At 63.4% G+C, this 23,586-nt stretch carries 20 protein-coding genes and 2 pseudogenes; 15 read left to right on the forward strand and 7 right to left on the reverse strand.

Features of this window, described 5'->3' with window-relative positions:
• Window positions 1–17: 17 nt before the first annotated feature.
• The 9 genes from QM682_RS04920 (at window position 18) to QM682_RS04960 (ending at window position 9,507) form a co-directional block, all read left to right on the forward strand.
• The gene (locus tag QM682_RS04920; RefSeq protein WP_415127685.1) at window positions 18–1,031 is read left to right on the forward strand and encodes an ABC transporter permease; all 1,014 of its coding nucleotides are present in this window, start codon (window positions 18–20) and stop codon (window positions 1,029–1,031) included.
• The gene (locus QM682_RS04925; protein ID WP_415127687.1) at window positions 1,028–1,876 is read left to right on the forward strand and encodes an ABC transporter permease; all 849 of its coding nucleotides are present in this window, start codon (window positions 1,028–1,030) and stop codon (window positions 1,874–1,876) included. Before QM682_RS04920 ends, QM682_RS04925 begins: the two co-directional genes overlap by 4 nt.
• Window positions 1,855–3,516 carry a dipeptide ABC transporter ATP-binding protein gene (locus tag QM682_RS04930; protein ID WP_415127689.1) on the forward strand — a complete coding sequence of 554 codons (1,662 nt, stop codon included), beginning with the start codon at window positions 1,855–1,857 and terminating at the stop codon, window positions 3,514–3,516. The genes QM682_RS04925 and QM682_RS04930 overlap by 22 nt, the downstream gene beginning before the upstream one ends.
• Window positions 3,513–4,604, forward strand: a complete 1,092-nt coding sequence (locus tag QM682_RS04935) for an LLM class flavin-dependent oxidoreductase (protein WP_415127691.1) — start codon at window positions 3,513–3,515, stop codon at window positions 4,602–4,604. The genes QM682_RS04930 and QM682_RS04935 overlap by 4 nt, the downstream gene beginning before the upstream one ends.
• Before the next feature lie 222 nt (window positions 4,605–4,826).
• Window positions 4,827–5,933, forward strand: coding sequence for an LLM class flavin-dependent oxidoreductase (locus QM682_RS04940; protein ID WP_415127693.1), 1,107 nt, complete (start codon window positions 4,827–4,829; stop codon window positions 5,931–5,933).
• Window positions 5,934–6,017: 84 nt separating this feature from the next.
• On the forward strand, window positions 6,018–7,223 hold the full coding sequence (locus QM682_RS04945; protein WP_415127695.1) for an acyl-CoA dehydrogenase family protein: 1,206 nt from the start codon (window positions 6,018–6,020) through the stop codon (window positions 7,221–7,223).
• Window positions 7,224–7,292: 69 nt separating this feature from the next.
• Entirely contained in the window at window positions 7,293–8,303 is a 1,011-nt protein-coding gene (locus QM682_RS04950) for a ketopantoate reductase family protein (protein WP_415127697.1), read from the forward strand.
• Between the two features lie 11 nt (window positions 8,304–8,314).
• Window positions 8,315–8,908 carry a TetR/AcrR family transcriptional regulator gene (locus QM682_RS04955; protein ID WP_415127699.1) on the forward strand — a complete coding sequence of 198 codons (594 nt, stop codon included), beginning with the start codon at window positions 8,315–8,317 and terminating at the stop codon, window positions 8,906–8,908.
• Window positions 8,905–9,507, forward strand: coding sequence for a 2-hydroxychromene-2-carboxylate isomerase (locus QM682_RS04960; RefSeq protein ID WP_415127701.1), 603 nt, complete (start codon window positions 8,905–8,907; stop codon window positions 9,505–9,507). The genes QM682_RS04955 and QM682_RS04960 overlap by 4 nt, the downstream gene beginning before the upstream one ends.
• A gap of 299 nt (window positions 9,508–9,806) precedes the next feature.
• Here QM682_RS04960 and QM682_RS04965 read toward each other — a convergent pair whose 3' ends face one another.
• Window positions 9,807–11,186, reverse strand: a complete 1,380-nt coding sequence (locus QM682_RS04965) for an FAD-binding oxidoreductase (protein ID WP_415127703.1) — start codon at window positions 11,184–11,186, stop codon at window positions 9,807–9,809.
• 78 nt (window positions 11,187–11,264) lie between these two features.
• Entirely contained in the window at window positions 11,265–11,516 is a 252-nt protein-coding gene (locus QM682_RS04970) for a hypothetical protein (protein ID WP_415127705.1), read from the reverse strand.
• Window positions 11,517–11,567: 51 nt separating this feature from the next.
• Here QM682_RS04970 and QM682_RS04975 point away from each other — a divergent pair.
• Window positions 11,568–12,118: pseudogene (locus QM682_RS04975) on the forward strand (IS66 family transposase); the annotation flags it as partial.
• Window positions 12,112–12,438 (forward strand): annotated as a pseudogene (locus QM682_RS04980) (IS3 family transposase); the annotation flags it as partial. The pseudogenes QM682_RS04975 and QM682_RS04980, both read left to right, overlap by 7 nt.
• Here QM682_RS04980 and QM682_RS04985 read toward each other — a convergent pair.
• The 5 genes from QM682_RS04985 to QM682_RS05005 all read right to left on the reverse strand — a co-directional run bounded on the left by QM682_RS04985 (window position 12,320) and on the right by QM682_RS05005 (window position 18,474).
• Window positions 12,320–12,886 (reverse strand): MarR family winged helix-turn-helix transcriptional regulator, encoded by a 567-nt coding sequence (locus QM682_RS04985; RefSeq protein WP_415127707.1) that lies wholly within the window; start codon window positions 12,884–12,886, stop codon window positions 12,320–12,322. The pseudogene QM682_RS04980 and the gene QM682_RS04985 sit on opposite strands and share 119 nt — an antisense overlap.
• A gap of 204 nt (window positions 12,887–13,090) precedes the next feature.
• Complete coding sequence (locus QM682_RS04990; protein WP_415127709.1) at window positions 13,091–13,513, reverse strand: hypothetical protein; 423 nt, start codon at window positions 13,511–13,513, stop codon at window positions 13,091–13,093.
• Window positions 13,514–13,649: 136 nt separating this feature from the next.
• Window positions 13,650–16,070 carry a membrane-bound PQQ-dependent dehydrogenase, glucose/quinate/shikimate family gene (locus QM682_RS04995; protein ID WP_415127711.1) on the reverse strand — a complete coding sequence of 807 codons (2,421 nt, stop codon included), beginning with the start codon at window positions 16,068–16,070 and terminating at the stop codon, window positions 13,650–13,652.
• Window positions 16,071–16,195: 125 nt separating this feature from the next.
• On the reverse strand, window positions 16,196–17,236 hold the full coding sequence (locus QM682_RS05000) for a hypothetical protein (RefSeq protein WP_415127713.1): 1,041 nt from the start codon (window positions 17,234–17,236) through the stop codon (window positions 16,196–16,198).
• Between the two features lie 11 nt (window positions 17,237–17,247).
• Window positions 17,248–18,474, reverse strand: coding sequence for an HlyD family secretion protein (locus QM682_RS05005; RefSeq protein WP_415127740.1), 1,227 nt, complete (start codon window positions 18,472–18,474; stop codon window positions 17,248–17,250).
• A gap of 706 nt (window positions 18,475–19,180) precedes the next feature.
• Here QM682_RS05005 and QM682_RS05010 point away from each other — a divergent pair.
• The 4 genes from QM682_RS05010 to QM682_RS05025 are packed head-to-tail and all read left to right on the forward strand — an operon-like array spanning window position 19,181 to window position 23,407.
• Window positions 19,181–19,576, forward strand: coding sequence for a rhodanese-like domain-containing protein (locus QM682_RS05010; protein ID WP_415127715.1), 396 nt, complete (start codon window positions 19,181–19,183; stop codon window positions 19,574–19,576).
• Between the two features lie 48 nt (window positions 19,577–19,624).
• Window positions 19,625–20,578, forward strand: a complete 954-nt coding sequence (gene epsC, locus QM682_RS05015; protein ID WP_415127717.1) for a serine O-acetyltransferase EpsC — start codon at window positions 19,625–19,627, stop codon at window positions 20,576–20,578.
• A 50-nt stretch (window positions 20,579–20,628) separates the two neighbouring features.
• On the forward strand, window positions 20,629–21,558 hold the full coding sequence (locus QM682_RS05020; protein WP_415127718.1) for a family 2A encapsulin nanocompartment shell protein: 930 nt from the start codon (window positions 20,629–20,631) through the stop codon (window positions 21,556–21,558).
• Complete coding sequence (locus QM682_RS05025; RefSeq protein ID WP_415127720.1) at window positions 21,533–23,407, forward strand: family 2A encapsulin nanocompartment cargo protein cysteine desulfurase; 1,875 nt, start codon at window positions 21,533–21,535, stop codon at window positions 23,405–23,407. The genes QM682_RS05020 and QM682_RS05025 overlap by 26 nt, the downstream gene beginning before the upstream one ends.
• Window positions 23,408–23,586: the final 179 nt, after the last annotated feature.

Here is a 23,586-nt window from a genome sequence, read left to right on the forward strand (position 1 = left end):
CAGCAGAGAGTAAAGGCATGAAAAGCGCCTATTTGAACTACGCGGTAAAGCGCCTGGCCCAGTCGGTCGTGGTCGTCCTTCTGGCCTATGTCTTTACCTTCGTCGTGGTCAGCATCCTGCCCGGCGATCCGGTCACCAATATCCTGCGCGATCCCCAGAACGGGTTTTCGCAAGCTGAAATCGACACGATCATCGCCGCGCAGGGATTGGACAAGCCCATCCATATCCAGCTTTGGAATGCGCTGTCGAATTTCGTCACCGGCGATCTTGGCCTGTCCCTGCGGTCGAGCCGGCCGGTGACGACGCTGCTGGCCGAGGTGCTGCCCTCGACATTGGTGCTGGCGGTATCGGCGCTTGCCCTGGCGCTGGTGCTGGCGCTGGCCATCGCCTATGGCAGCCGCTTCCTGCCGCGCCGCTATGGGCAGGGCCTTTTGCGCGCCGTTCCGTCCCTGTCGCTTTCGGTGCCGAGTTTCGTGATCGGCCTGGTCCTGATCCATATCTTCGGATTTCAGTTGGGCCTGTTCACGGTCATCGCCCCGAACAGCGGCTGGGCCACCTTCTTTGCCGCTGTCGCGCTTGGCATCCCCATATCCGCCCAGATCGCCGAGGTTCTGGTGTCCAATCTGGATCACGAGGCGCGGCAGGAATACGCCGCCGTGGCGCGGGCGCGCGGGCTGCATCCGACAAGGCTGTTCTTTGGCCATCTGCTGAAACCTTCCTCTCTGCCTGTCGTGACGGTGATTGCGCTGACGGTTGGCGAAGTGCTGAGCGGGACGCTGATCACCGAGGCCGTGTTCGGCCGCACCGGCGTGGGCAGTCTGGTCCAGCGATCCGTCGTGTCGCAGGATCTGCCGGTTCTGCAAGCGGTGGTGGCGCTGGCTGCGGTGGTGTTCGTCATGGTCAATCTGATCGCCGACCTTGTCTATCCGCTGCTGGATCCCCGCGTCAGGCTGGTCAGGGCGGCGTCGCGGATCGCGACGATCCCAGACGAGGCCGCCAAGACCACCCTTTCCACCACGGTGAACGCATGACCGCCTCATTCCAGGGTTTCCGCAGCCGGTTCGCCCTGTCCCGATCCCAGGTCAGGCCAAAGCTGCCGCTGAGTGTCGGCCTGTCGTTGCTGGTCCTTGCCGTCGTCATCGGCTGGTCACTGGCACCGGGACTGTTCAGCGGCTTCGACCCGACCGTCGGAGTGCCGGCGGACAGGTTGCAGGGGCCAAGCGCGGGCCATTGGTTCGGCACCGATCATCTGGGCCGCGACCTGCTGGCGCGGGTGGTCCACGGCGCCAGATCGTCGGTTTCAAGCGCGCTGATCGCCGTTGTCATCGGGCTGGTCATTGGCGGGCTGACCGGGCTTCTGGCCGGGTTTTTCGGCGGCTGGGTCGATATCGTGCTGGCCCGGATCGTCGATGTGCTGCTGGCGATCCCGAACTTCCTGCTTGCGGTCATCATCGTGTCCTCGCTGGGGTTCAGCACCGTCAATGCCGCGATTGCGACCGGGATTTCCTCGGTGGCGATCTTTGCCCGAGTGATGCGGTCCGAGGTCATCAAGGCGCGTTCCGCGACTTTTGTCGAGGCGTCGTTCCTGTCGGGCGGATCGCGATGGCACATCCTGACCCGCCATGTCCTGCCCAATGCCTCGCGGTCGGTGCTGCCGATGGCGGTGCTTCGGTTCGGTCTGGCCATCGTGGTGATCGCCAGCCTGGCCTTCCTTGGCTATGGCGACCCGCCGCCGGCGTCTGACTGGGGGCTGCTGATTTCGATCGGCAAGGATTATCCGCGCTGGCCCTGGCTGGTCTATGCCCCCGCACTTGTCATCATCGCCACCGTTCTCTCGCTCAACAGGATCAGCAGATGGCTTCGCAAGACAGACTGACCCAGCCCCTTTTGCAGGTCGAGGGCCTGTCGGTGTCCTATGACCGGGACCAAGTGGTGCGCGATGTCGGATTCACGATCGAGCGCGGCAAAAGCCTTGCCTTGATCGGGGAATCCGGTTCCGGCAAATCCACCATCGCCCGCGCCGTGCTGCGGCTGCTTCCCGTGCCGGGACGGACCACCGGCCGGGTGCTGTTTCAGGGGCAAGAGATCCTCGGCCTGCCCGAACGGCGCTTCCGCCCGTTGCGTGGGCGCGTCATCGGCTTCGTCCCGCAGGATCCGGGCAATTCGCTGAATCCGGTGCGGACCATCGGCGCCCAGGCCGAAGAGGCGGCGGCGCTGACCGACGAACGCGACCCGAAGCTGCGCAAGGCGCTGATCCTGGAAACCTTCGCGCAGGTCGGGCTGGACAACCCGCAGCGGGTCTATGACAGCTATCCTCACCAGCTTTCGGGCGGGATGCTGCAACGGGTGCTGATCGGCCTGGCCGTCCTGCCCCGCCCGGCGCTTCTGGTCGCGGACGAGCCGACATCGGCGCTGGATGTGACGATCCAGAAACGCATTCTTGATCTGTTATCGAAGCTGCAACAGGATCTGGATATCAGCCTGCTGCTCATCACCCACGACCTTGCCATCGCGGCCGAACGCAGTGACGCGCTGCTGGTGCTGAAAGGCGGACATGTGCAAGAGGCCGGAGATACGCGGCAGGTCTTTGCCGCCCCGGCATCGGCCTATGCCCGCAAGCTGCACGCGGATGTGCCGGCGCTGAACCCCGACCGTTATGCCGGGCTGCGCGATCCGGGATTCAGCCGGCTGGGCGATAGCCTGCCGAAGATCGAGGTGGCTGGCGTATCCAAGACCTTTACCGTAGACGGCCGCAACCTGACGGCCGTGAACAACGTATCGTTCAGCATCCCCGCCGGGACCACCCATGCGCTGGTAGGCGAATCCGGGTCGGGCAAAACCACGACGATCCGGTTGCTGATGGGGCTGGAGCAGCCCGATACCGGCACGATCTCTGTCGCGGATACCCAGGTTTCGGGCCGCAATCCCGCCGCGCTGCGCCAGGCATGGCGGCATCTGCAACTGGTCTATCAGAATCCCTTCACCTCGCTGGACCCGACCTGGAACGTGGAGAGGCTGATCCGCGAACCGCTGGACCGTTTCCGCGTCGGCACCCCGAAAAGCCGCCACGACCGTGTGCGCGAGGCTTTGGCGAATGTCGGGTTGGACGATCATCTGCTGTCGCAACGGCCTGCCGCGCTGTCGGGCGGGCAAAGGCAGCGCGTCGCTATCGCCCGCGCGCTGGTCCTCAGGCCCGATGTGATCGTGCTGGACGAGCCGACATCGGCGCTGGATGTCAGCGTGCAGGCCGATATCATCGGCGTCCTGCTGGATTTGCAGGCCCGGCTTGGCCTGACCTATGTGTTCGTCTCGCACGATCTTGCATTGGTGCGGCAGCTTGCCCATTCGGTTTCGGTCATGCACCGGGGCCGGATCGTCGAACATGGGCGTGTCGAGGACATCTTCGACCGCCCGAGCGACGCCTATACCCGCAACCTTCTGGACGCGATCCCCAGGGGAATCGCCGCAGCCGGGGCCGTCCCCACCCCAACCCTTGCCACGGAGATGACGGCATGACCCATATCAGGCCCATACCCGCCGACACGCAAGGGTTCCGGCCCAAGCACCGGCTTGGTTTCAATACAAGGGTGTCCTTCAATGATGTCGACGGGCCGGCACGCGGTCTGCGCGACGGCATCGCCCTTTTCAAGGCGGCGGAACGGCTTGGCTATCAGTCCGGCTGGTCCTATCAGCGGCATTTCGACAATTACCTGTCCTCACCCCTGCCATTCCTTGCCGCCGTGGGACAGGTGACCGACAGGATCACCCTGGGATCGGCGGTAATCCCGATGCGTTATCAGGAACCGATCCTGCTGGCCGAAGCGGCGGGCGTCACCGATCTGCTGATCGGCGGCCGGCTTGAGCTTGCCATCTCGACCGGGGCGAACGCGGCATTCGACGCGGTATTCGGCACCGTCGGCACCGATGCCCGGACCGAGGCGAAGCGCCGTCAGGCGCGGTTCCTGACGGCGATCCGGGGCGAGGCGCTGCATCGCGTCGACGGTCTGGGGCAAGGTGCGCCGGAAGGGACAGAGTTGCGCGTCACGCCGCACAGCCCCGGCCTTGCCCGGCGGATCCGGCAAGGGGTGTCCAGCGTCGGTTCCGCCATTCAGGCGGCGGAACTGGGACTGGCCCTGATCACCGGCACCGTCCAGCACGGGCAGGAACCGGGCGAGAGTTTCAGCGACCATCAGGCCCGCATCATCGCGACCTATCGCGACACATGGCGCCGCCTTCACGGGGCCGAGGCGCCGCCGGTTGCCGTCGCCGCCTCGATCCTGCCGGCGACCACGGCAGAGTTGCGCGACACCTACGCGGCCTATGATCTGGAACGCCGCACGCAGGGGATCGCCGCCTCGCGCCCCAAAGGCGCGCTGGAGCCGACAGCCCGCACCAATGCGCCCGAGGGCAGCCAGATTTCGCCGGTGCTCCACGGAACCCCCGATCAGGTGACGGCGGCGGTGTTGGCCGATCCCGGCCTTGCCGGCGCGGATGAGCTGGTGCTGTTCCTGCCCCCCGGCTTCGATCTTGCGCAGAACGTCCGGCTGCTGACCGATCTGGCCGAAACGGTTGCCCCGGCGCTTGGCTGGGCAAAGGCGACCTGACCGCCCCCATGCCGGGGGCATCGCCCTGGCCCCCGACCATGGCGGCGGATCACCGCTCGGGCCAGGCCGGCGAAACCGGGCCAGAAAAATCTTCCTCCCTCGATCCGGCCAAATAGGGATGGCAATTCTCATCCCGGACCAAAAAATGGAGAGACAGGTCATTCTATCAAAAGTGAGCGAATGATAGTCTGTCAGTAACAGAAGCTTGCAGAGAGATCCCCAATGACCGCCGAATTCATCTCTATCACCTTCCCGAACGCTTCGACGGATATCGCGCCGATCCCTGCGGCGCCGGTCGATCCTGACTATCTGGTCCGTTACGCGCGCACCCTTGATGATTACGGGTTCAACTATACGCTGATCCCCTATCATTCCTCCTCGTTCGACAATTTCACCATTGCGGCGACCATCCTTGCAGTGACGAAAAACATCAGCGTCATCATCGCCCTGCGGCCGAACACGGTTTACCCGACGGTCGCGGCCAAGGCGTTGGCGACACTGTCGCAACTGGGCGGCGGGCGCGTCGTCGTCCACCTGATCGCGGGCGGCGACCCGGCCGAACAGGCACGCGAGGGGGATTTCCTGAACAAGGAAGAACGTTACGAGCGCCAGGCGGAATATATTCGCATCCTGCGCCGCACATGGGAATCGACCGAACCCTTCGATCACGATGGAAAATACTACAAGTTCAATGGCTTTTCCAGCAAGGTCGTGCCGGCCAAGCCGATCCCGGTTTCCGTCGGCGGGTCGTCCGAGGACGCCTATCGCATCGGTGGAGAACTGGCCGATATTTTCGGCCTTTGGGGTGAGCCTCTGAAAGAAACCCGCGAGCAAATCGACAGGGTGAATGCGGCGGCGGCGGCGGCCGGCCGCACCGACCGTCCCCGCATCTGGGTCACCTTCCGCCCGATCATGGCCCAGACGGACGAATTGGCTTGGGAAAAGGCCCATCGCACGCTGGATCTGCTGACAGCCTCGCGCGACAAGGGGCTTGCCCGCAATGCGGTCAATGCCGCGCCCCCGCAGAATGTCGGCTCGCAGCGGCTGCTGGAAATCGCCAAGCGCGGCGATGTGCAGGATCGCGCCCTGTGGTATCCGACCGTCACCGCGACCAATGCCGGCGGCGCCTCGACCGCGCTGGTCGGCTCGCCCGAGACGATTGCCGCCTCGCTTCTCGATTATGTCGATCTTGGGGCCGATCTGATCTCGATCCGGGGCTATGACAATTATAACGATGTGGTGGATTATGGTCGTTATGTCCTGCCGCTTGTCCGGCAGGGTCTGGCCGAACGCGAGGCGGCGCAGGCCCCGATAGCGGAAGCCGTCTAAGGCCGCGTGCCTTTCATCATGCCGGGGATGCCTGCCGCCGCAGCGCCCCGGCCCTTTCCCCGCGCTGACAGAAAAGAGACGCCCTTGACCATCGAAACCGAACCCCAGACCGCCGTGATCATCCCGGCCGAAACACTGGCCCGGATCGCGGCGGCTGGCAAAGTGGCCGACCGGCGCGGCAGCTTCCCTGCCGAGGGCATACAGGCACTGCATGATGCCGGGCTTTTGCAGGCCACCGTGGCGAAACGCTATGGCGGCCGGGGCGGCAATCTTGATACGCTGGTGCAGATCATCAGCCAGGTCGGCGCGGCGGACCCCTCGGTTGCGCTGATCGCCACGATGAACCTTGCCAATCATCTGGCGCAGGCGGAACGCGGCCATTGGCCCGAGACTGTCTATCGCAGCATCGTGGCCGAGGGGCGCGACCGCCCGATCCTGCTGAATGCCGCACGGGTGGAACCGGATCTGGGGTCGCCCGCCCGTGGCGGCCTGCCGCAGACAGTGGCCCGGCGCACCGCCACCGGCTGGGTGATCAGCGGGACCAAACGGTTCGTCACCGGGTCCGAGGGGCTGACGCATCATCTTGTCTGGGCAAGCACCGATGAAACCCCCGCTCGGGTCGGAACCTTCATCGTCCCGGCCGAGGCGCCCGGCATTGCCATCGTCAAGAACTGGGACAGCCTTGGCATGCGTGCGACCTCATCCCATGATGTCCGGTATGATAACGTCGTGGTGCCGCTTGAACATGTGCTGGATCTGGTCGATGCCGGAAAGGGCCAGCAGGACAATCTGGGCCATGCGGTTCTGACGCTTGGCCTGACCTCGATCTATCTGGGCGTCGGAGAGGAAGCGGCCCGCGCCTTCGCCCGTTTCGCCCATGACCGTGTGCCCGCCAATCTGGGCCGCCCGATCGCGGAAACCGACCGGATCATCGCGGTTGCCGGCGAAATCGACCTGCTGGTCGGCTCGGCCCGCGGGTTCCTGTTCGATGCGCTGGCCCATCATCGGCAGGATGCACTGCATCTGATGCGGACCCGCCTGATCGTCGGGCGACAGTTGCAAGAGGCGGTGGGCCTGGCCGTCCGAACCCTGGGCAACCCCGGTCTGGGTGCCGAACTGGGCCTGGAACGGCATTTCCGTGACATTCAGGCGGTGCTGGTCCATGCTCCGCAAGAGGATTCCGTGCTGGCCATCCTGGGGCGCAGCGCCTTTGCCGGCTACAGGGCCAGCATTGCCGGGGCTTCGCTCGCATCCGGGGTCCAGCCTCCCGCGCAGCGCAAGGCGGTCTGATCCAGGCACGGGAATGAACCTTATGATATCAGGCATTTTTCACAGTGCCCTTTGCCCGCGGGAAGACTGATGACCTATGTAATCCTTGGTGCCGGAGCGGTCGGCACCAGCCTTGCCGCGCAATTCTCCGAAGCCGGAATCGATGCGGTTCTGGTCGGCAGGGGGCGCCAGCTAACCCATCTGCGCGATCACGGCCTGCTATATCAACGCAGTCTGGGAACCAGCCGGATCGCGCTGAAGGTGACCGATCTTGAAGGGCTGCGCCTTAACCCGAATGATGTTCTTATCCTTGCGGTCAAGGTGCAGGATGTCGCGGAACTGAGCAGCCGCCTTGCCGTCCTGCCGGTGGCAGGCGGCGGGGTTGCAGCCGATCTGCCTATCCTGACCCTGCAAAACGGGCTGGAGGCCGAGCGGATCGTTGCCCGCCGTTTTGCACGTCCTTATGCCGCCGTCGTGCGGGTGCCGGCGATTTACACCGAAACCGGCCGGGTCCGTGTGCTGGCCGAACCGCATTTCGCCAGCATCATGCTGGGCGCATCGCCCGGCGGTATTGATACGGTTTCAACCCGGCTTGCCGCCGATCTGGTCCGCGCCGGCGCATTGGTCGAGGAGCGCGCCGATATCCGCCGCTGGAAAGCGCAGAAGCTGATTTACAACACCGGCAACGTGGTCGAACTGTTCCGCGCCACCCCGGACGAGGCGCGGACCGTGGCCGGGCATCTCTCCGCCGAGGCGACCGAGGTGTTGACCGCGGCGGGCTATGACCCCGCATCAGAGAGCGAGCGCGGGGTAAGCCTGGCCGGCTGGACCACCTCGCGCGATCCCGATGATCCCGGAGGCCAGTCGACATGGCAAAGCTTTACCCGTGGCGCCAGCAGCGAGGTGGATTTCCTGAATGGAGAAATCGTCTTGCAGGCCCGTCTGCTGGGCCGGGATGCCCCGTGGAACTCCGCTGCCCAGCGATTGGCGGCCGAACTGGCGGCACAGGGTGGCGCGCCCGGCCTCATTGGGCTGGACAGACTTGTCTTGTTGGCCCAATCAAGGGCTATAGACCATTCCCGGTCGGTAGATCCCAGTTGAAATGAACAATAATGGCCCAGACCCGCAGATCCGCCGTCGCAGACCACATTCTTGGAATAGCCGGGGGACTTTTCTATCGCGAAGGCATCCGGGCGGTCGGGATCGACCGCATCATCCTTGAGGCCGATATCGCCAAGGCAACGCTTTATCGCCACTATCGGTCGAAAGAGGATCTGGTGCTGGCCTATCTTCAGGGCCGCCACACCCTGGTGATGGAGGGGTTGGAGGAGGTGCAGGTCCAACTGCCCGATCCCCGCGATCAGATCGCCGAGATATTCGAACGGCTGCGGATCAAGGCTGAAAACCCGGAATTCCGGGGCTGCGCCTTTGGTCTTGCGGTGGCCGAGCACGGCGAAAGCGCGCGGATCGTCGACATGGCCCGGATGCACAAGAACGCCGTAGCCGAAGTGCTGAATGGCATCGCCCGGCGCGCCGCCCTTCCCGACGCGGATCGGATCGGGCGCCATCTGGCGCTGCTTTACGACGGGGCGCTGGCACGACGGGCCATTTATGGCAGTGCCGCACCGATGGCAGAGGCACGGGAATGCGCGCTTGCATTGTTTGATCAGGCGCGAGACAGACTGGAAGGAAAGGCAGGAATATGACCCAAAAGATCGACTATTTCTTCGGGCTGGGTTCGCCCTGGGCCTATGTGGGGCTTGACGCCTTCGTGACCCTGGCACGCGCCAGGGACATCGGCATAGTCCCTCATGTCATCGGCCTGATCGAGGAAAACGGCGGCATCTATTCGCGCAACCGTCCCCCCGCCCGCCGGGCATATTGGTTGACCGATCTGAAACGCTGGGCGGCCCGCCGGGGCGTCGTCCTGGAATTCGCGGGGCGTGACGCCCTTGACCCCGTGGGCCCGGCCGAGGATCTGGTGATCGCGGCCTGGCTGCGGCAAGAGGACTGGCTGGCCCTGGCGACGGCGTTCCATCAGGCTTTCTGGGGTCGCGCCGAGAATATCGGAGCGGCCGAGGTGCGCGCGCGCATCGCCAAGGCCGCCGGTTTCGACAGCGATGCGCTGGAGGCATATGCGCAAGGCGGCGACGTGGCGGCACGCCGCGCGGAAAGCCTTGAACTCGCCCGCCGGTCCGGCGTGTTTGGCCTGCCCTCCTATCTTGTCGGGGATGAGCTTTTCTGGGGCCAGGACAGCCTGTCCTTTCTGGAAAGCCATCTGTCGAAGGCAGAAGCCCTTGCCTGAGATGGGGCGGGGTCCCATCGGGGGCCCGTGTCCCGCACGCCGTCGATGCCAGGCGCCGCCGCGGCCCGCGTGAAGACCGGCGCGGGCGGCAACATATGCGACAGGTCGGCGCTTGAATCGGCCGCCGCATCAATGTCGAAGAACCGGGCGCCGGGGATATGAGCAGCGGCAAATTCCTCCCGCGCCCGTATCGGTATCGGGTCGGCTGGCAGGAACGCGGGCAGGAAATAGGTCGTATCAAGCACAAGCGCCTGATCCAGCCGGGCGGCGCTGACCAGCGGGCCTGAAGGTCCGGTCTCTCATTCCTCCTCGGGCAGGATCTTGCCGGGATTGAAAAGCCCTTGCGGGTCAAGTGCCGCCTTGATCAGCCGCATGACGGCAAGCGCCTGCCCATGTTCGGCCTTCAGGTATTTTTGCTTGCCCAGTCCGACTCCATGCTCGCCGGTGCAGGTGCCATCCACCGACAGCGCCTTTTCCACCATTGCCGCGTTTATGCGCCCCACCACCTCGGCATCCTGGGGGTTGGATGGATCCAGCGCGAAAACCACATGGAAATTGCCGTCGCCGACATGGCCCATGATGGCATAGGGCACCGGGCACCGCGCAAGCAGGTCCTTGGCATGGGTGATGCATTCGGCAAGCGAACCCAGAGGCACGCAAACATCTGTCGGCCAGCCGCGCGCGCCCGGCCGCATCGCGACTGTCGCGTTATAGGCGCTGTGCCGCGCTTTCCAAAGCCGGCTGCGGTCCTCTTCGGCCCTGGCCCAGCGAAATCCCGTGCAGCCATTGGCTTCGGCCAATGACCGGAATGTCTCGACCTGCTGTTCAAGCTCGTTTTCGCCGCCGATCAGTTCCACGAACAGCGTATCGGCCACGGTCTCGTTCAGCCCGGAAAAGGCATTGACCGCCGCAATGGCGCCTGCATCCAGATATTCCATGCGGCCCGGATTAAGCCCGCAGTGGATCGCCTCGATCGCGGTGCGGCTGGCCTCGGCCGGACCCGGAAAGGCACAGACAGCGGCAACCACCGCTTCGGGACGGGCGTGCAGGCGCAGGGTGATTTCGGTAATGATGCCAAGCGTGCCCTCGGACCCCAGGTAAAGATGGGTCAGATCATAGCCGGCAGATGTCTTGCGCGCCCGGCGGGCGGTTCGGATGATCTCGGCCTGAGGGGTCACCACGGTCAGGTTCAGCACATTCTCGGACATGGTGCCATATCGGACCGCCGAAGTGCCCGAGGCGCGGGTGGCGCACATCCCGCCCAGCGTGGCGTTGGCCCCCGGATCCACCGGGAAGAACAGGCCGGTGTCACGCAACTGGCGATTCAGATCCTCGCGCGTGATGCCGGCCTCGACCGTGCAATCAAGATCGTCGGCGTCCAGCCGCAGCATCCGGTTCATGCGCATCATGTCGATGCTGACACCTCCCCGCACGGCCGCGACATGCGCCTCTAGAGATGAGCCGAGGCCATGGGCGATGACCGGCACAGCGGCCGCCGCGCAGATGCCGACTATGGCCGCGACTTCCTGGGTCGTCAGCGGCCAGACCACGGCATCGGGCGGTTGGGGCAGGTGATGGGTTTCATGGCCGGCATGATGGTCAAGATCGGCCGAATGAATGGACACACGGTCACCCAGCAAGGCCACAAGGGCCGCATGCACGTCGAAATCAAGGCTCATCCAAGGGGCTTTCAGTTGTCGGGCGACGTGGCCGATGGTATTTAACCACATGTTATATATTGATATATTATCGAATAGTCAAAGCTTGGAACTGCAAAACGATTCCATTCTGGCATGGGAATATAGAATTATGAGCCCCGGCTGGCGCCCCATGGCGGTGTTTTCCCCTTCATCCGGTCGGGAATGGTCGATAAAACGCTTGCGCGGCATGCGTCTGTATTCCGCCCACCGTGGTGAACTTTTGGCCAAGGCGAGCGAAAGGCTGATACCCATCGCCCAGGGGAAACGAAGCGCGTCATGGGCCAGCCGGATGTTCGCGGCGATTTCCATGCCCGCCCTGTTTTCATCTGTCGGGGCTGATCGGCCGCAGTGCGTGAACAAACCGTGCGGCCTGAATACGCCTGTCGGACCTGCACCGACGGGGTAACGCAGGGCGAGCCATTGAAGGCGCCATTGGTTCGAGCACCGCCCCGAGGGCGGATCACCTTCCATTATACCGCCAGAGCCAGATTCTCGCGCGGGCGGGCCTCGATCTGCACCGCGCCGTGCTGGCCGATTGGGTCGGTAAGGCAGCCTTCCACCTGAAACCCGTCGTGGACCGGCTGGCCGAGCATCTGAAACGATCCGGCAAGCCGTTCATGGAATTCGCAGGGGACCGTGGCGCCAGTGGCGCCGCGTAAGCCCCGAAGAACACCACCGCCCCGGTGCTGGCCCCGGGGCGCGGGACGACCAAGACCGGATATCTCTGGGTGCTCGTCCGCGATGACCGCCCCTGGGAAGGCGAAGACCCGCCCGGCGTGGTCTACCTCTACGCACCCGGTCGTGCGGGCGAGAATGCCGAAACCTTTCTCACCGGCTTCGACGGTATCCTGCAAGTCGATGGCAACACCGGCTACAACCGGCTGACCAAACCCTCGCGCAAGGGCGGCGGGGCGCGGTGCTGCGGGCAATGAGGGATCATCCGATCTCTCAACGCCGGACCTGCATCCTGATCGGTGTCGATCCGAAGACGGTGCGGCGAGAGCGGCCACCCGACAACCCGGAGATCCGTGAGGAGATGCACAAGATCGCCGCGAAGCGTCGCCGCTTTGGCTATTGGCGCGTTGGCATCATGCTGGAGCGCAGGGGCATGATCATGAATGCAAGGAAGCTTTACCGGATCTATAGGGAGGAAGGTCCGCCGGTGCGCCGCAGGCGTGGCCGCAAGCGGGCGCGAGGCAGTCGGACACCGATGCCAATGCCGCTGCACCCGAAACGTTTTCCCTGCCCCAGGCTGTGCCGATCCTGCCGACTTCTTCCAGATAGCGTGCAACGATGGCCAGTTCGCTGTCGGAAAACCCCGACATCACCGCGCGGTAGTCCATGCTGACCCCGGCATAAAGACGAAGCGGTTCCGCCGCAGCGATTTCGTCCAGCACGATCAGCACGCTGCGGCGATCCTCGGGGTTGCGCTCACGCCGGATATAGCCGGCCTTTTCCAGCCGGTCGAACAGCGCCGTTCCCGCCCCGGAGGAAAGGCCCAGATAGGATAGGATCCGGCCCGGACTGGCCGGTTTTCCGATCACCTTGAGATAGCCGATACAGCGAAAGTCGGTCGAATGGATCTGACAGGCATTCGCCGCACGCTCGAATGCAAGGTCGCCCTGATGGATCACCGACATCAATGCGCCCCCCAGGCGATGGAGGAGCTGCTCACGCATTCTGGCGGCTTCTGGATACATTATCTTTATTATGAAGATTATTTAACACAATTATAATGGCGCAGTCGCGGCCAATGGGCAAGCCTTGGCCGGACTGGATCTGATCTGATCTGATCTGATCGGGAGGGAGGGTGAAGTGGGACATCCGTTTTGAAGTCTCGGGACAACAGATTTGCCGGAAATTTTTTTCTGCCGATTTGGCCTTCAGCCCGCAGCTTCTTCGTCACCATCGGCCCCGAACTCCGCGAGGATCTCGGTCGTCGCGCCGCCGCTCTCGAAGTTCCATTCGTGGCTAACACGCGTGGCGATCCACCTGCCATCCAAATCGAGACCGACCCCCTCGATCATGATCGGTGCCTCGGCGCGCGCGATGGGGTCGCCGACCAGCAACAGGCGCATGTCGCCCTCTCCGGCCCTGATCTCCCTGACGGCGGCGTCGGCCGCGCGGTGGGCCTCTGCCTCGTCTTGACAGACCTCTCGAAGGGTCTTTCGCGGCCCTTCCAGGCCGGTTGAAACGTCCACGTTGCGGGTCAGACCGGCGCGTCTGTCTCGCCAGCGCGTCCTGACCGAACCGAACCGTCCCCGGGGTCGCGCGCCGATCCGATAGCCATCCATGTCCAGCAGCATGTCAGGCACCTTAGCAAGACAGCTTCAACACAGGCAGGCCCCGGTTCATGACCGAGGCCTGCCTGTTTTTCAGCAGCCGTAGGGCGGACGCCCGGGACGGAGCGCAGACCGGAGAAGGGCCGCGCGCCCCGAGGCCCTATTCCGGCAGGGCGAAGGCCACGATCTTGGTGTTGAACGTCGATCTGATGGCGCCCTGACCGGCGGCGATGACCGCGATATACTGGCGCCCGTCAATCGTATAGCTGACCGGAACCGAGGACGGCCCGCCCTCCAGCTGCTCTTGCCACAAAACCTTGCCGGTGCGCAGATCGAAGGCGCGGAAATAGTCGTCCGCCGTCTGGCCGATGAAAACCAGCCCCGACCCGGTGACCAGAGAACCACCATGCGTCGGTGTGCCCATCGGGATTGCCAGCGGCATTTTCAGCCCGAAGGCCCCGCTGTTTTTCGACGTTCCCAACCGCTCGGACCACAACAGATCGCCGGTGTTCAGATCAATCGCCGACAGCCGGCTATAGGGCGGGGCGAGGCAGGGAATCCCGATCGGTGAGAACCAGAACCGCGGGAAGGCCGCATATTCGGTTTCCGCCTGCGGCACCACGGAACCAACCTCTGAGGCGCTGGCATATGCACCCTGCGGCTTCAGCCCCATCGCATCGGCATTTGCCCGCGTCAGCAGTTCCATATACGAGATAAAGCGGTTGTGGTTGATCACCATCACGCCATGTTCGGGATCAATCGAGGCACTACCCCAATTGGCCGCCCCAAAGGTGGCGGGGAATATGATCGAGGGGTCAAGGCCCGGCGGCGTAAAGATGCCCTCATAGCGGGCGCGGGCAAAACCAATCCGGCAGTAAAGCTGATCGAATGGGGTGATCCCCCACATATCCGCCTCGCGCAGCTTCGCGCCACGCAGGGACGGCAGCCCGTTGGAAAAGGGCTGCGTCGGCGACAGACGTTCCTGCGGCACGGCGCCATCCTGCGGCACCGGGGTTTCGGTCACGGCAAAGATCGGCACGCCGGTCAGGCGGTCCAACAGATAGATCTCGCCATGCTTGGTGGTCTGGATCAGCGCAGGCCGCTGCGCACCATTCTCGCCCGGCAGGTCGATCAGCGTCGGCTGCGAGGCGACATCATAATCCCAAAGGTCGTGATGAACGGTCTGGAAATGCCAGACATATTCCCCGGTTTCGGCATTCACCGCGATAACCGAGGTGGAGTAGGCATCGTCGAACGTGCGGCGCTGCGGGCCATAAAAGTCGGGCGTGGCATTGCCGGTGGGGAAGTAGACCAGCCCCAGTTCCTCATCAGCGGACATCGGCGCCCATGAATTCGGCGTGGCGGTGGTATAGGTCTTGCCTTCTGCCGGTTCCGAATGGTCATCGGGGTCGCCCATGTCCCAGGCCCAGGCGAATTCGCCGGTGATGGCGTCAAAGGCACGCACGACGCCCGAAACCTCACCCCAATATTGGCCATCCGTCACCCATCCGCCAACAACGACATTGCCGCGCACCACGGTCGGGGCCGAGGTGACGCGGTAATAGCCGGGGATGGTCTCGCCCAAAAAATCGGCCATGCCGCGCGTCAGATCCTTGATGCCGCCTTCGCCGAAACCTGCGCAAGGCGCGCCCGTCACCGCATCCAGCGCGATCAGCTGGGCCATGCCGTTGCCGGTCAGGATACGCTCATGGCACTCTTGGCCCGCCAGCTCGGGCGCGATGTGATAGGCGACACCCCGGCAAACGCCAGGATAGCCGCCCGAGGCATCATAGCTCCAGCGTTCCTTGCCGGTTGCGGCATCCAGCGACAGGATCAGGTTGCCGCTGGCGCAAAGGTAAAGCGCATCCCCTACCTTGAGCGGCGTCGCATTGGTTGCCGGGCGTTGAACGCTGCCGGTCCAGACCCTTTCAAGCTGGGTCACGTTCGCAGGCGTTATCTGATCCAGCGGAGAGAAACGGCCCCCACCGTTGTCGCCGCCGAAATAGGGCCAGTCCTCGCCCACGGCCCCGGCATATTGGATGCCTCTGGCGGCAGGGAAAGCGCCAGGCCCGGTCTGATACAGCGGATCGGCCGGGCGGTCGGCGATGGTCCAGTGAAGGCTTGCCCCCAGCAGAACCGAAGCGGCGCCCACACCCGCAAGAAGACCCGCCGCACGGCCCGGCAGGCGCTGCGCGAGGCCCAGGCCGCCGCGAAGCGGCGATTGCGTCCAGGGCAGGATCAGCCAAAGCCCCATGACCAGAAGCATGATGACGCGCGGCGCGAGCATCCAGCCGTCAAACCCCACTTCATAGATCCCCCAGCCAATGGTCAGCGCAAGGACCGCGCCATAGACCCAGGCCCCGGCGCGCCTGCGCAGGAACAGCAATACGGCTGCGGCAAGGATCATCGCCCCGGCGGTGGCGTAATAAAGCGACCCGCCCTCGCTGGCGAGGATGCCACCGCCCACCAGCATGGCCGCACCCGTCAGCGCCAGCACCAGTGCAAAGGCATAAAGCAGCCAGATGCTGAATTTGGATGCGGGTCGCCTTGCGCGATCCCGGCGTGTTTCGGTCGAAGTCATCAGTCCCTCCGGTATGAACCGCCCGAGGCGGCAAGTTGGTAGCGCCAGGTTGGCAAGCGGCCCCAACCGCTAACGCTGGTGATGAGGCGTGGATCGGGACGCACAGCGCAGCCCGTCACGCGAGATCACACGGAGCCGGCCACCTCAGACACATGCCGGGCAGTGCGGCCGGTCAGCAATTGGTCAAGCCAGATCACCACCATCGCGGAAATCACGGTCGCCACCATCGTCAGCGCGGCGCGCTGCATAAAGGCCCAGGTCGGATCAGAGGTGGCAAGCGCGCTTCCCACCATCGAGATCATGATCGACGCGGCATCCTGATAGGCCATCGAGGGCAGCTTGCCGGTCTGCATCTTGTGGCAGGCCCAAAGCGTCATCAGGAATACCAGGCCCAGCAGCACAAACAGGTGCCCGACCAGCGACAGGGCGCCCAGCACGATCAGCGCCATCACCCCGCCAAGAATGACCGAAAAACTGCGCTGCGCCGTTTCGCGCCAGATCGATTCCCGTGTGGTGAAGACCAGGACGAACATCCCGGCGACGGCCAGCATGATGTTGCCAAAGTCGATGAACGTATAAAGGAACAGCGTATAGGCCAGCAGCACCACGGCGCGTATTCCGGCACGGATGGCGCGGCCATCAGGCTCGGCGGGATCATAGACATCCTCGTGGATCTCGGTCGTCCTGACCGGCATCAGCATGTGCAGAACCGGGGCAACGATGGCGCTGATAAAGGCCGCCTTGGTCATCTCACTTCGCAGCCAGGCCATGGAATCGTAAGATCCCAGCCCCATGATCGACATCAGCGCCGCCGCCACGATTATCAGCATGCCCACCGCACTGCCCGTCACCTGGATCAGGTAGAAGCCTGCGAAATAGATCAGACCGATGATGAGGATCAGTGTCAGCGGTATCGGACCGAAGAACACCACCACCCAGGACATGATCCACAGCATGCCGGAAAACATTACCGGCGCCCCAAAGTTACGCCCTGGGTTGAATGCCTTGCGCGCGCTTGCCGGCAGCGAAAACAGCAGCACCGGATAGATCATCGGCATCGGGGATTGCAGCAGCATGCCCATCACAAAGCCGATCACCGGCAACAACGCCAGACGGACGGCAAACCACGGATCGTCATCATATTCGGGACGCGGTGCGACATACATCGTTTAGCGCCTTAATAGAGGTAGGAGATATAGGATCTGACCCACAGAAAGCCGCTGGACACCCTTGCGACGATACCATTGGACCCTCCTGCATAGATCAGCGCCGTCGCCTTTGATCCGACGCGAACGTTGCGCGGCCATTCCTCGGAGTTCTGCAATTCAAGCTGCACCGGGATCGTTCGGGCGGGCTCGAACCAGCGCGTCGACGACTGGTTTTGCGGCAGGCCGTTCGCGGCGGTGCGGCCGGTGTCGATGCCCCATGCAATGCCGCGCACCTTTGCGTCAAAGGTCCGTCCGGGAACGGCGTCGAACAGAAGGCGCGCCGTGTCGCCGATATCGACATTGGTAAGCTGGTTCTCGCGCAGGTCCACCGTGACCCAGGGCTCGATTGTCGCGACGAAGGTGACAGCCGGGGAGCCGGCACTGACGTGCTGTCCCACGGCCATACGCAAATTGGTGACGACACCGGCTGTCGGTGCCCGGATGACCGCGAAGTCGCGGTTCAGTTGCGCCTGTTCAAGCTGAAGCCGGGCGGCTCGCACTTGCGGGGTGTCGCGGATACCATCCCCAAGTTGCAGCCGGGCGCTTTCAAGATCGGCCAGCGTGGCATCAAGCGTGGCCTGGGCAGTGCGGAGTTGCACTTCGGCATTGTCGACATTGACCTGCGTGCTTTGCCCCCGCCGGAACAGGGCGCCTGTGCGCGCGGAATTTGCCTGCGCATTGACCAGCGCCGAACGGGCCTGATCGACCTGCGCCTCGGCACCTGCAAGAGACACCGATGAGGCGGCCAAGGTAAGCAACGCCTGGTCGAGTGCCGCCTGCGCCTGGCGCACGGCCAGATCGAAAGGCGCGGGATCCAGCGCAAACAGGGGTGCCCCTGCGGCAACCCTCTCGTTATCCTCGACATGGATCAGGGTTACCTGCCCCGAGACACGCGGCGCGATCTGAGCCGTGAAGGCCATAAGAGCACCGCTTGCACTTGAGGGGGCATGCAGATCACTTGCGACCTGCCAGCCAAGACTGCCAAGGATCAGGATGGCGACAACGGCGCCAATCTTGCCGGCAGGCCCGCGCGAGCGGCGGCCAGCCGATGGCTCTTCTGCGACAGCGGCCGCTCCCTCACTGACCGCCCCGGCAGAGAGAATGGATGCCTGGACCGGGCCGACCGTAGCCGCTGGCCCAGCAAGCTGCGGGCCGGGTGAGTTGCGCGCATCGTCCGCAGAGTTTTCGATCTTCATACTCAAAGCGTGTTCCTCGATGCCGTTTGGGAAGAAAGATCAGTATATCTTGATCATAATTAATCTTTATTGTAAAGATATATGGCCGGCACGGGGCCGTCAAGAACGGTGGGATTGGTTGTGGGCAGGCCGGATCGCCGGTGTTCTCGACATGGACGTCGGCGGTGCGCGGGTCGAAGGCACTGACGACGGATCGGACCGGACGCCGAGCCCTGGGTCCAGGATGTGCTTCGCTTCTGTCCGCCGATGAAGAAGCCGGCGCCGGCGGACGGCGTGCCCGATGATGCCGCATAAATGTTCAGAAGGATCGCGTCACCCTTCGGTAAGCGCGCGGCAAGGCTGCTTCAGGACGCGGGCATATCCGCCCTGTTCAACGCGCCCTATGCCCAGTTCTTGCTGAAGTCTAAAACAGGTGATCTGGCCAAGGCTCTGGGATAACCCGCCTTCGTTCCCAAGATGGCGCCGCGACTGGTCAGCGGAAAGCAACTGCGAACAGGATCTGGAAGAGACGATTCATTCCGTCCCTGTTTGTCCGGCAAACCGTTCCTTCCATATTGCGGCCTTTCCGCTTTGGAACGCACAATTGGTCTTCGCCAAAGCTTCTTGGCGGCTATGATCGGCTAGACGCCCCCGTTGCCGATCGAAAGGACGGATGATGAACCTGCGCTCTGATATCGCAAAGGCTCTCGACCATGCAGTGCCGATCATGGCTGATGGTCTTTGGCAGCTTTCGCCGGAAGATGCCTGGGAACTGGTGCAGGCCGGGGCGGCGACCCTGCTGGATGTCCGCACCATCGAAGAGCACAGCTATGTCGGACGGGTTCCGGGGGCGCTGCATGTCGCATGGGCGACGGGCACGGCCATGACCCGCAACCCCCATTTCGTGCGGCAGGTCTCGGCCATCCTGCCCAAGGATGTGATGCTGGTTCTGCTGTGTCGCAGCGGCAATCGCTCGGGCATGGCCGCAGATGCGCTGCGCAAGGCGGGCTTTTCACGCGTCTACAACATTGTCGAAGGGTTCGAGGGCAGCCTTGACCCGCAGGGGCATCGTGGAACGTCCGACGGTTGGCGTTTCAGGGGGCTGCCGTGGGAACAAAACTGACGCTTCGTGCCACAATCGGCCCAATACAGCGAGATTTTCTAGCCAATCATGAGTGCTGAATACCCGTCGCCCACCGTGGCGCTGCCCGATATCGACGCCGTAGTGCGCGGTCTTGCCGATGTGCGACGCGCATGGCGGCAGTCGTATCACCGACTTCAGGAGCCCGGCCCACGCGAATTGCCATCGCGCGAAAGCATTGCCCGGATCGTCGAGGGGCTGCGGGGGGCACTGTTCCCCATGCGTCTTGGTCCGGCTGATCTGCGGCAGGAAAACGAAAACCGCTATGTGGCGTTGACGCTGGATTCCGTGTTGTCGGAACTGCTGGCCCAGGTGCGGCTGGAGCTGAGTTGGGATGCGCGCCACCATGCGCCCCCCTTGCCGGAAACCCCGTCCGAAAGGGCAAGTAAGGTGGTCGCCGGCTTTGCGGCCAGTTTGCCCGAAATCCGCAGGCTGCTGGATACCGATGTGGTCGCGGCCTTCCGTGCCGATCCCGCCGCCCGCAGCGTGGACGAGGTTTTGCTGTGCTATCCGGGCGTGCAGGCCCTGATCAACCATCGCATCGCCCACCGGCTTTATCGCCTGGGCGTGCCGCTGATCGCGCGGCTGATATCCGAGCTTGCGCATAGTGCCACGGGGATCGACATCCACCCCGGTGCCACGATCGGCGAGGAATTCTTTGTCGATCATGGCACCGGGGTGGTGGTTGGAGCGACCGCGATCATCGGCAATCGGGTGCAGTTGTTTCAGGCCGTCACATTGGGCGCCAAAAGCTTTCCCACGGATCAGGATGGCCACGCCATAAAAGGCTTGCCGCGTCATCCGATCGTCGAGGATGATGTCGTGATCTATTCCGGCGCGACGGTTCTTGGCCGCGTGACCATAGGGCGCGGCGCGGTTCTTGGCGGCAGCGTCTGGGTGACCGAGGACGTGCCCCCCTTGACCATCGTGTCGCAGGCGCGCGCGCGCTCTGTCGATCAGCCGAAGGAAAGGAAAACCGCATGACCTGAAGCATGTGACCGAACCTCATTCCTCAACACTTACCGGAGCCTCCGATGGCCGAACCCGTTTCCCAGGCCGCACTAAGTGACAATGCTGCGCGCCAGCTTGCCAATGCGACCAAGACTGCCCCCATCCTTCCCACGATCAGTCCGCGCTGGCTGGTCCATCTGCTGCAATGGCTGCCGGTCGAGGCTGGCATTTATCGCCTGAACCAGGTCAGGAACCCCGAAGAGGTTCTGGTTGCCTGCACCGCGCGCGAAGATGAATCCGAACTGCCGCAAACCTTTGTGGATTATGAGGAAAGCCCGCGCGAATATTTCCTGAATGGCGTGTCGACCATCGTTGATGTCCACACCCGGATCAGTGACCTTTATTCCAGCCCCTTTGATCAGGTGAAGGAGCAGCTGCGCCTTGCCATCGAGACGATCAAGGAAACGCAGGAAGGCCAGTTGATCAACAACCCGAGCTATGGGCTGTTGGCCAATGTGCACCCGGATCAGGTTCTGTATCCGCTGACCGGCGCGCCGACGCCGGATGATCTGGACCTGTTGATTTCGCGCGTGTGGAAGGAGCCGGCCTTCTTCCTGACCCATCCCGACGCAATTGCCGCCTTTGGCCGCGAATGCACGCGGCGCGGCGTGCCGCCGCCCACGGTGTCGCTGTTCGGGTCGCAATTCCTGACCTGGCGCGGTCTGCCGATCATTCCATCCGACAAGGTGCCGGTGGTGGATGGCAAGACGAAAATCCTGCTGCTGCGTGTCGGCGACAAGCGCCAAGGCGTTGTCGGCCTGTATCAACCCGGCCTTGCGGGCGAGCAAAGTCCCGGCCTGTCGGTGCGGTTCATGGGGATCAACCGAGCGGCCATCGCGTCGTATCTGATCAGCCTGTATTGCAGCCTGGTCGTGCAGTCGCCTGATGCGCTGGCGGTTCTGGATGATGTGGAGATTGGCAAGTTCCATGACTATCCCGACACCTACAAGTGATCTTGCCCCGCCTGCGGGCCTGCCGGATGTGGCGACGCTGACGCAATTGGCATCACAGTTCTTTGCGGCCCTTCCGGGGGCTGCGGGGACCGGGGGAGGCGGGGCGTTGCCCGCCAACCCATTGCCGAACGAGCCCGTTCCCGCGGGGTTCAGCCCTGGCCCGCTTGCCAATGGCCCGGCGTTGCCGGGCACATTCGCACCCGGGGCGAACATGTTGCCCATCACGCCACAGGATGCGGCGGGCGCTGTCGCGTCGGCACCCGCGCTTGTGCCTAAATCCGCCGCGACCAATGGATTGCCGGATGTGGCTGCCATCGTGCCCCCGGCTTTGAATGGCCGCTTTGGCGGGCATTCTCTGGGTGTGCCACAGGTCACTCCACGGTCCACGCCCGGACAGCATGCTCCAGACACGCCCTTTTACTTTCTGGGCGAGGGGGTGCCTCAATACGCGGCAGGCGACATTCCCAGCCAGGATCTGGTGACGCCGCAAAGCTTTGGGCTGCCGGGTGAAGCAGACCTGCGCGCATTGCTGGCAAAGCCGGCCTTGGAGGACGAACCGTCGGGGCAATATTATTATGCCCCGGCCCGCCCGGCACAGCCCGAACCCGCGGCGCCATTGCCGCAATCGGGTCACCCCGCCTTTGATGTGAATGCGGTCCGGCGCGATTTCCCGATTTTGCAGGAACGGGTGAATGGGCGGCAATTGGTATGGTTCGACAATGCGGCCACGACCCAGAAGCCACGTCAGGTCATCGACCGGCTGTCGTATTTCTATGAACACGAGAACTCGAACATTCACCGGGCCGCGCATGAACTTGCGGCCCGCGCCACCGATGCCTATGAAAAGGCGCGCGATACCGTTCGCAGGTTCATCGGGGCTGGATCCGCGGACGAGATCATCTTTGTGCGCGGCACGACCGAAGGCATCAACCTTATTGCCAAGACCTGGGGCGCCAAGAATATCGGTGAAGGCGATGAAATCATCGTCTCTCATCTGGAACATCATGCCAATATCGTGCCATGGCAGCAACTGGCTTGGGAAAAGGGCGCAAAGATCAAGGTGATCCCGGTCGACGATTCCGGTCAGGTCATCCTTGAGGAATATCAGCGCCTGATCACGCCGCGCACCAAGCTGGTATCGGTCACGCAGGTCTCAAACGCGCTTGGAACGGTGGTGCCTGTCAAGGAAATCGTCCAAATCGCCAAACGCTATGGTCTGTGCGCCATTGTGGATGGCGCGCAGTCGGTCAGCCACATGAAGGTGGATGTGCAGGATATCGGAGCCGATTTCCTTGTATTCTCGGGCCACAAGATCTTTGGCCCCACCGGCATAGGTGCGGTCTATGGGCGCAAGGCCATATTGGAGGACATGCCTCCCTGGCAGGGCGGCGGCAATATGATTGCCGATGTCACGTTCGAACGGACACTGTTTCAGCCGCCGCCGAATAAGTTCGAGGCGGGCACCGGCAACATCGCCGACGCGGTTGGGTTGGGTGCGGCGCTGGAATATGTCGAGCGTTGGGGGATCGAGAATATCGGGCGATATGAGCATGAATTGCTGGAATATGCGACCCACCATCTGCGTCCCATAAAAGGCGTTCGCCTGATTGGAACGGCCCGCGACAAGGCATCGGTTCTGTCCTTTGTGCTTGATGGCCATACGACCGAAGATGTGGGAAAGGCGCTGAATCAGGAGGGAATCGCTGTCCGCACCGGGCATCATTGCGCCCAGCCGATCCTGCGCCGCTTTGGCTTGGAAACCACGGTTCGGCCATCTCTGGCATTTTACAACACCTGCGAAGAGGTCGACCGATTCATCGCGGTAATCCGTCATTTGGCACGGGCATAAGCCCAGATCGCACAAAAACCCGCCCAAACCCAGTTTTGGGCGGGTTTAGAGTTCTTGCTATGCGAAATGCCATTGCAAAATTTGACGCGGAAGCGGCATATGGCGCGATCACCATGTATTGTGGCGCAGACAGGCTTCATTCACCCTGGCAGTTTTATCGTGCTTTTTCAGCATTATGA

The sequence above is a fragment of the Paracoccus sp. (in: a-proteobacteria) genome (assembly GCF_047605025.1).
In the GTDB taxonomy this organism is placed as follows: Bacteria; Pseudomonadota; Alphaproteobacteria; order Rhodobacterales; family Rhodobacteraceae; genus Paracoccus.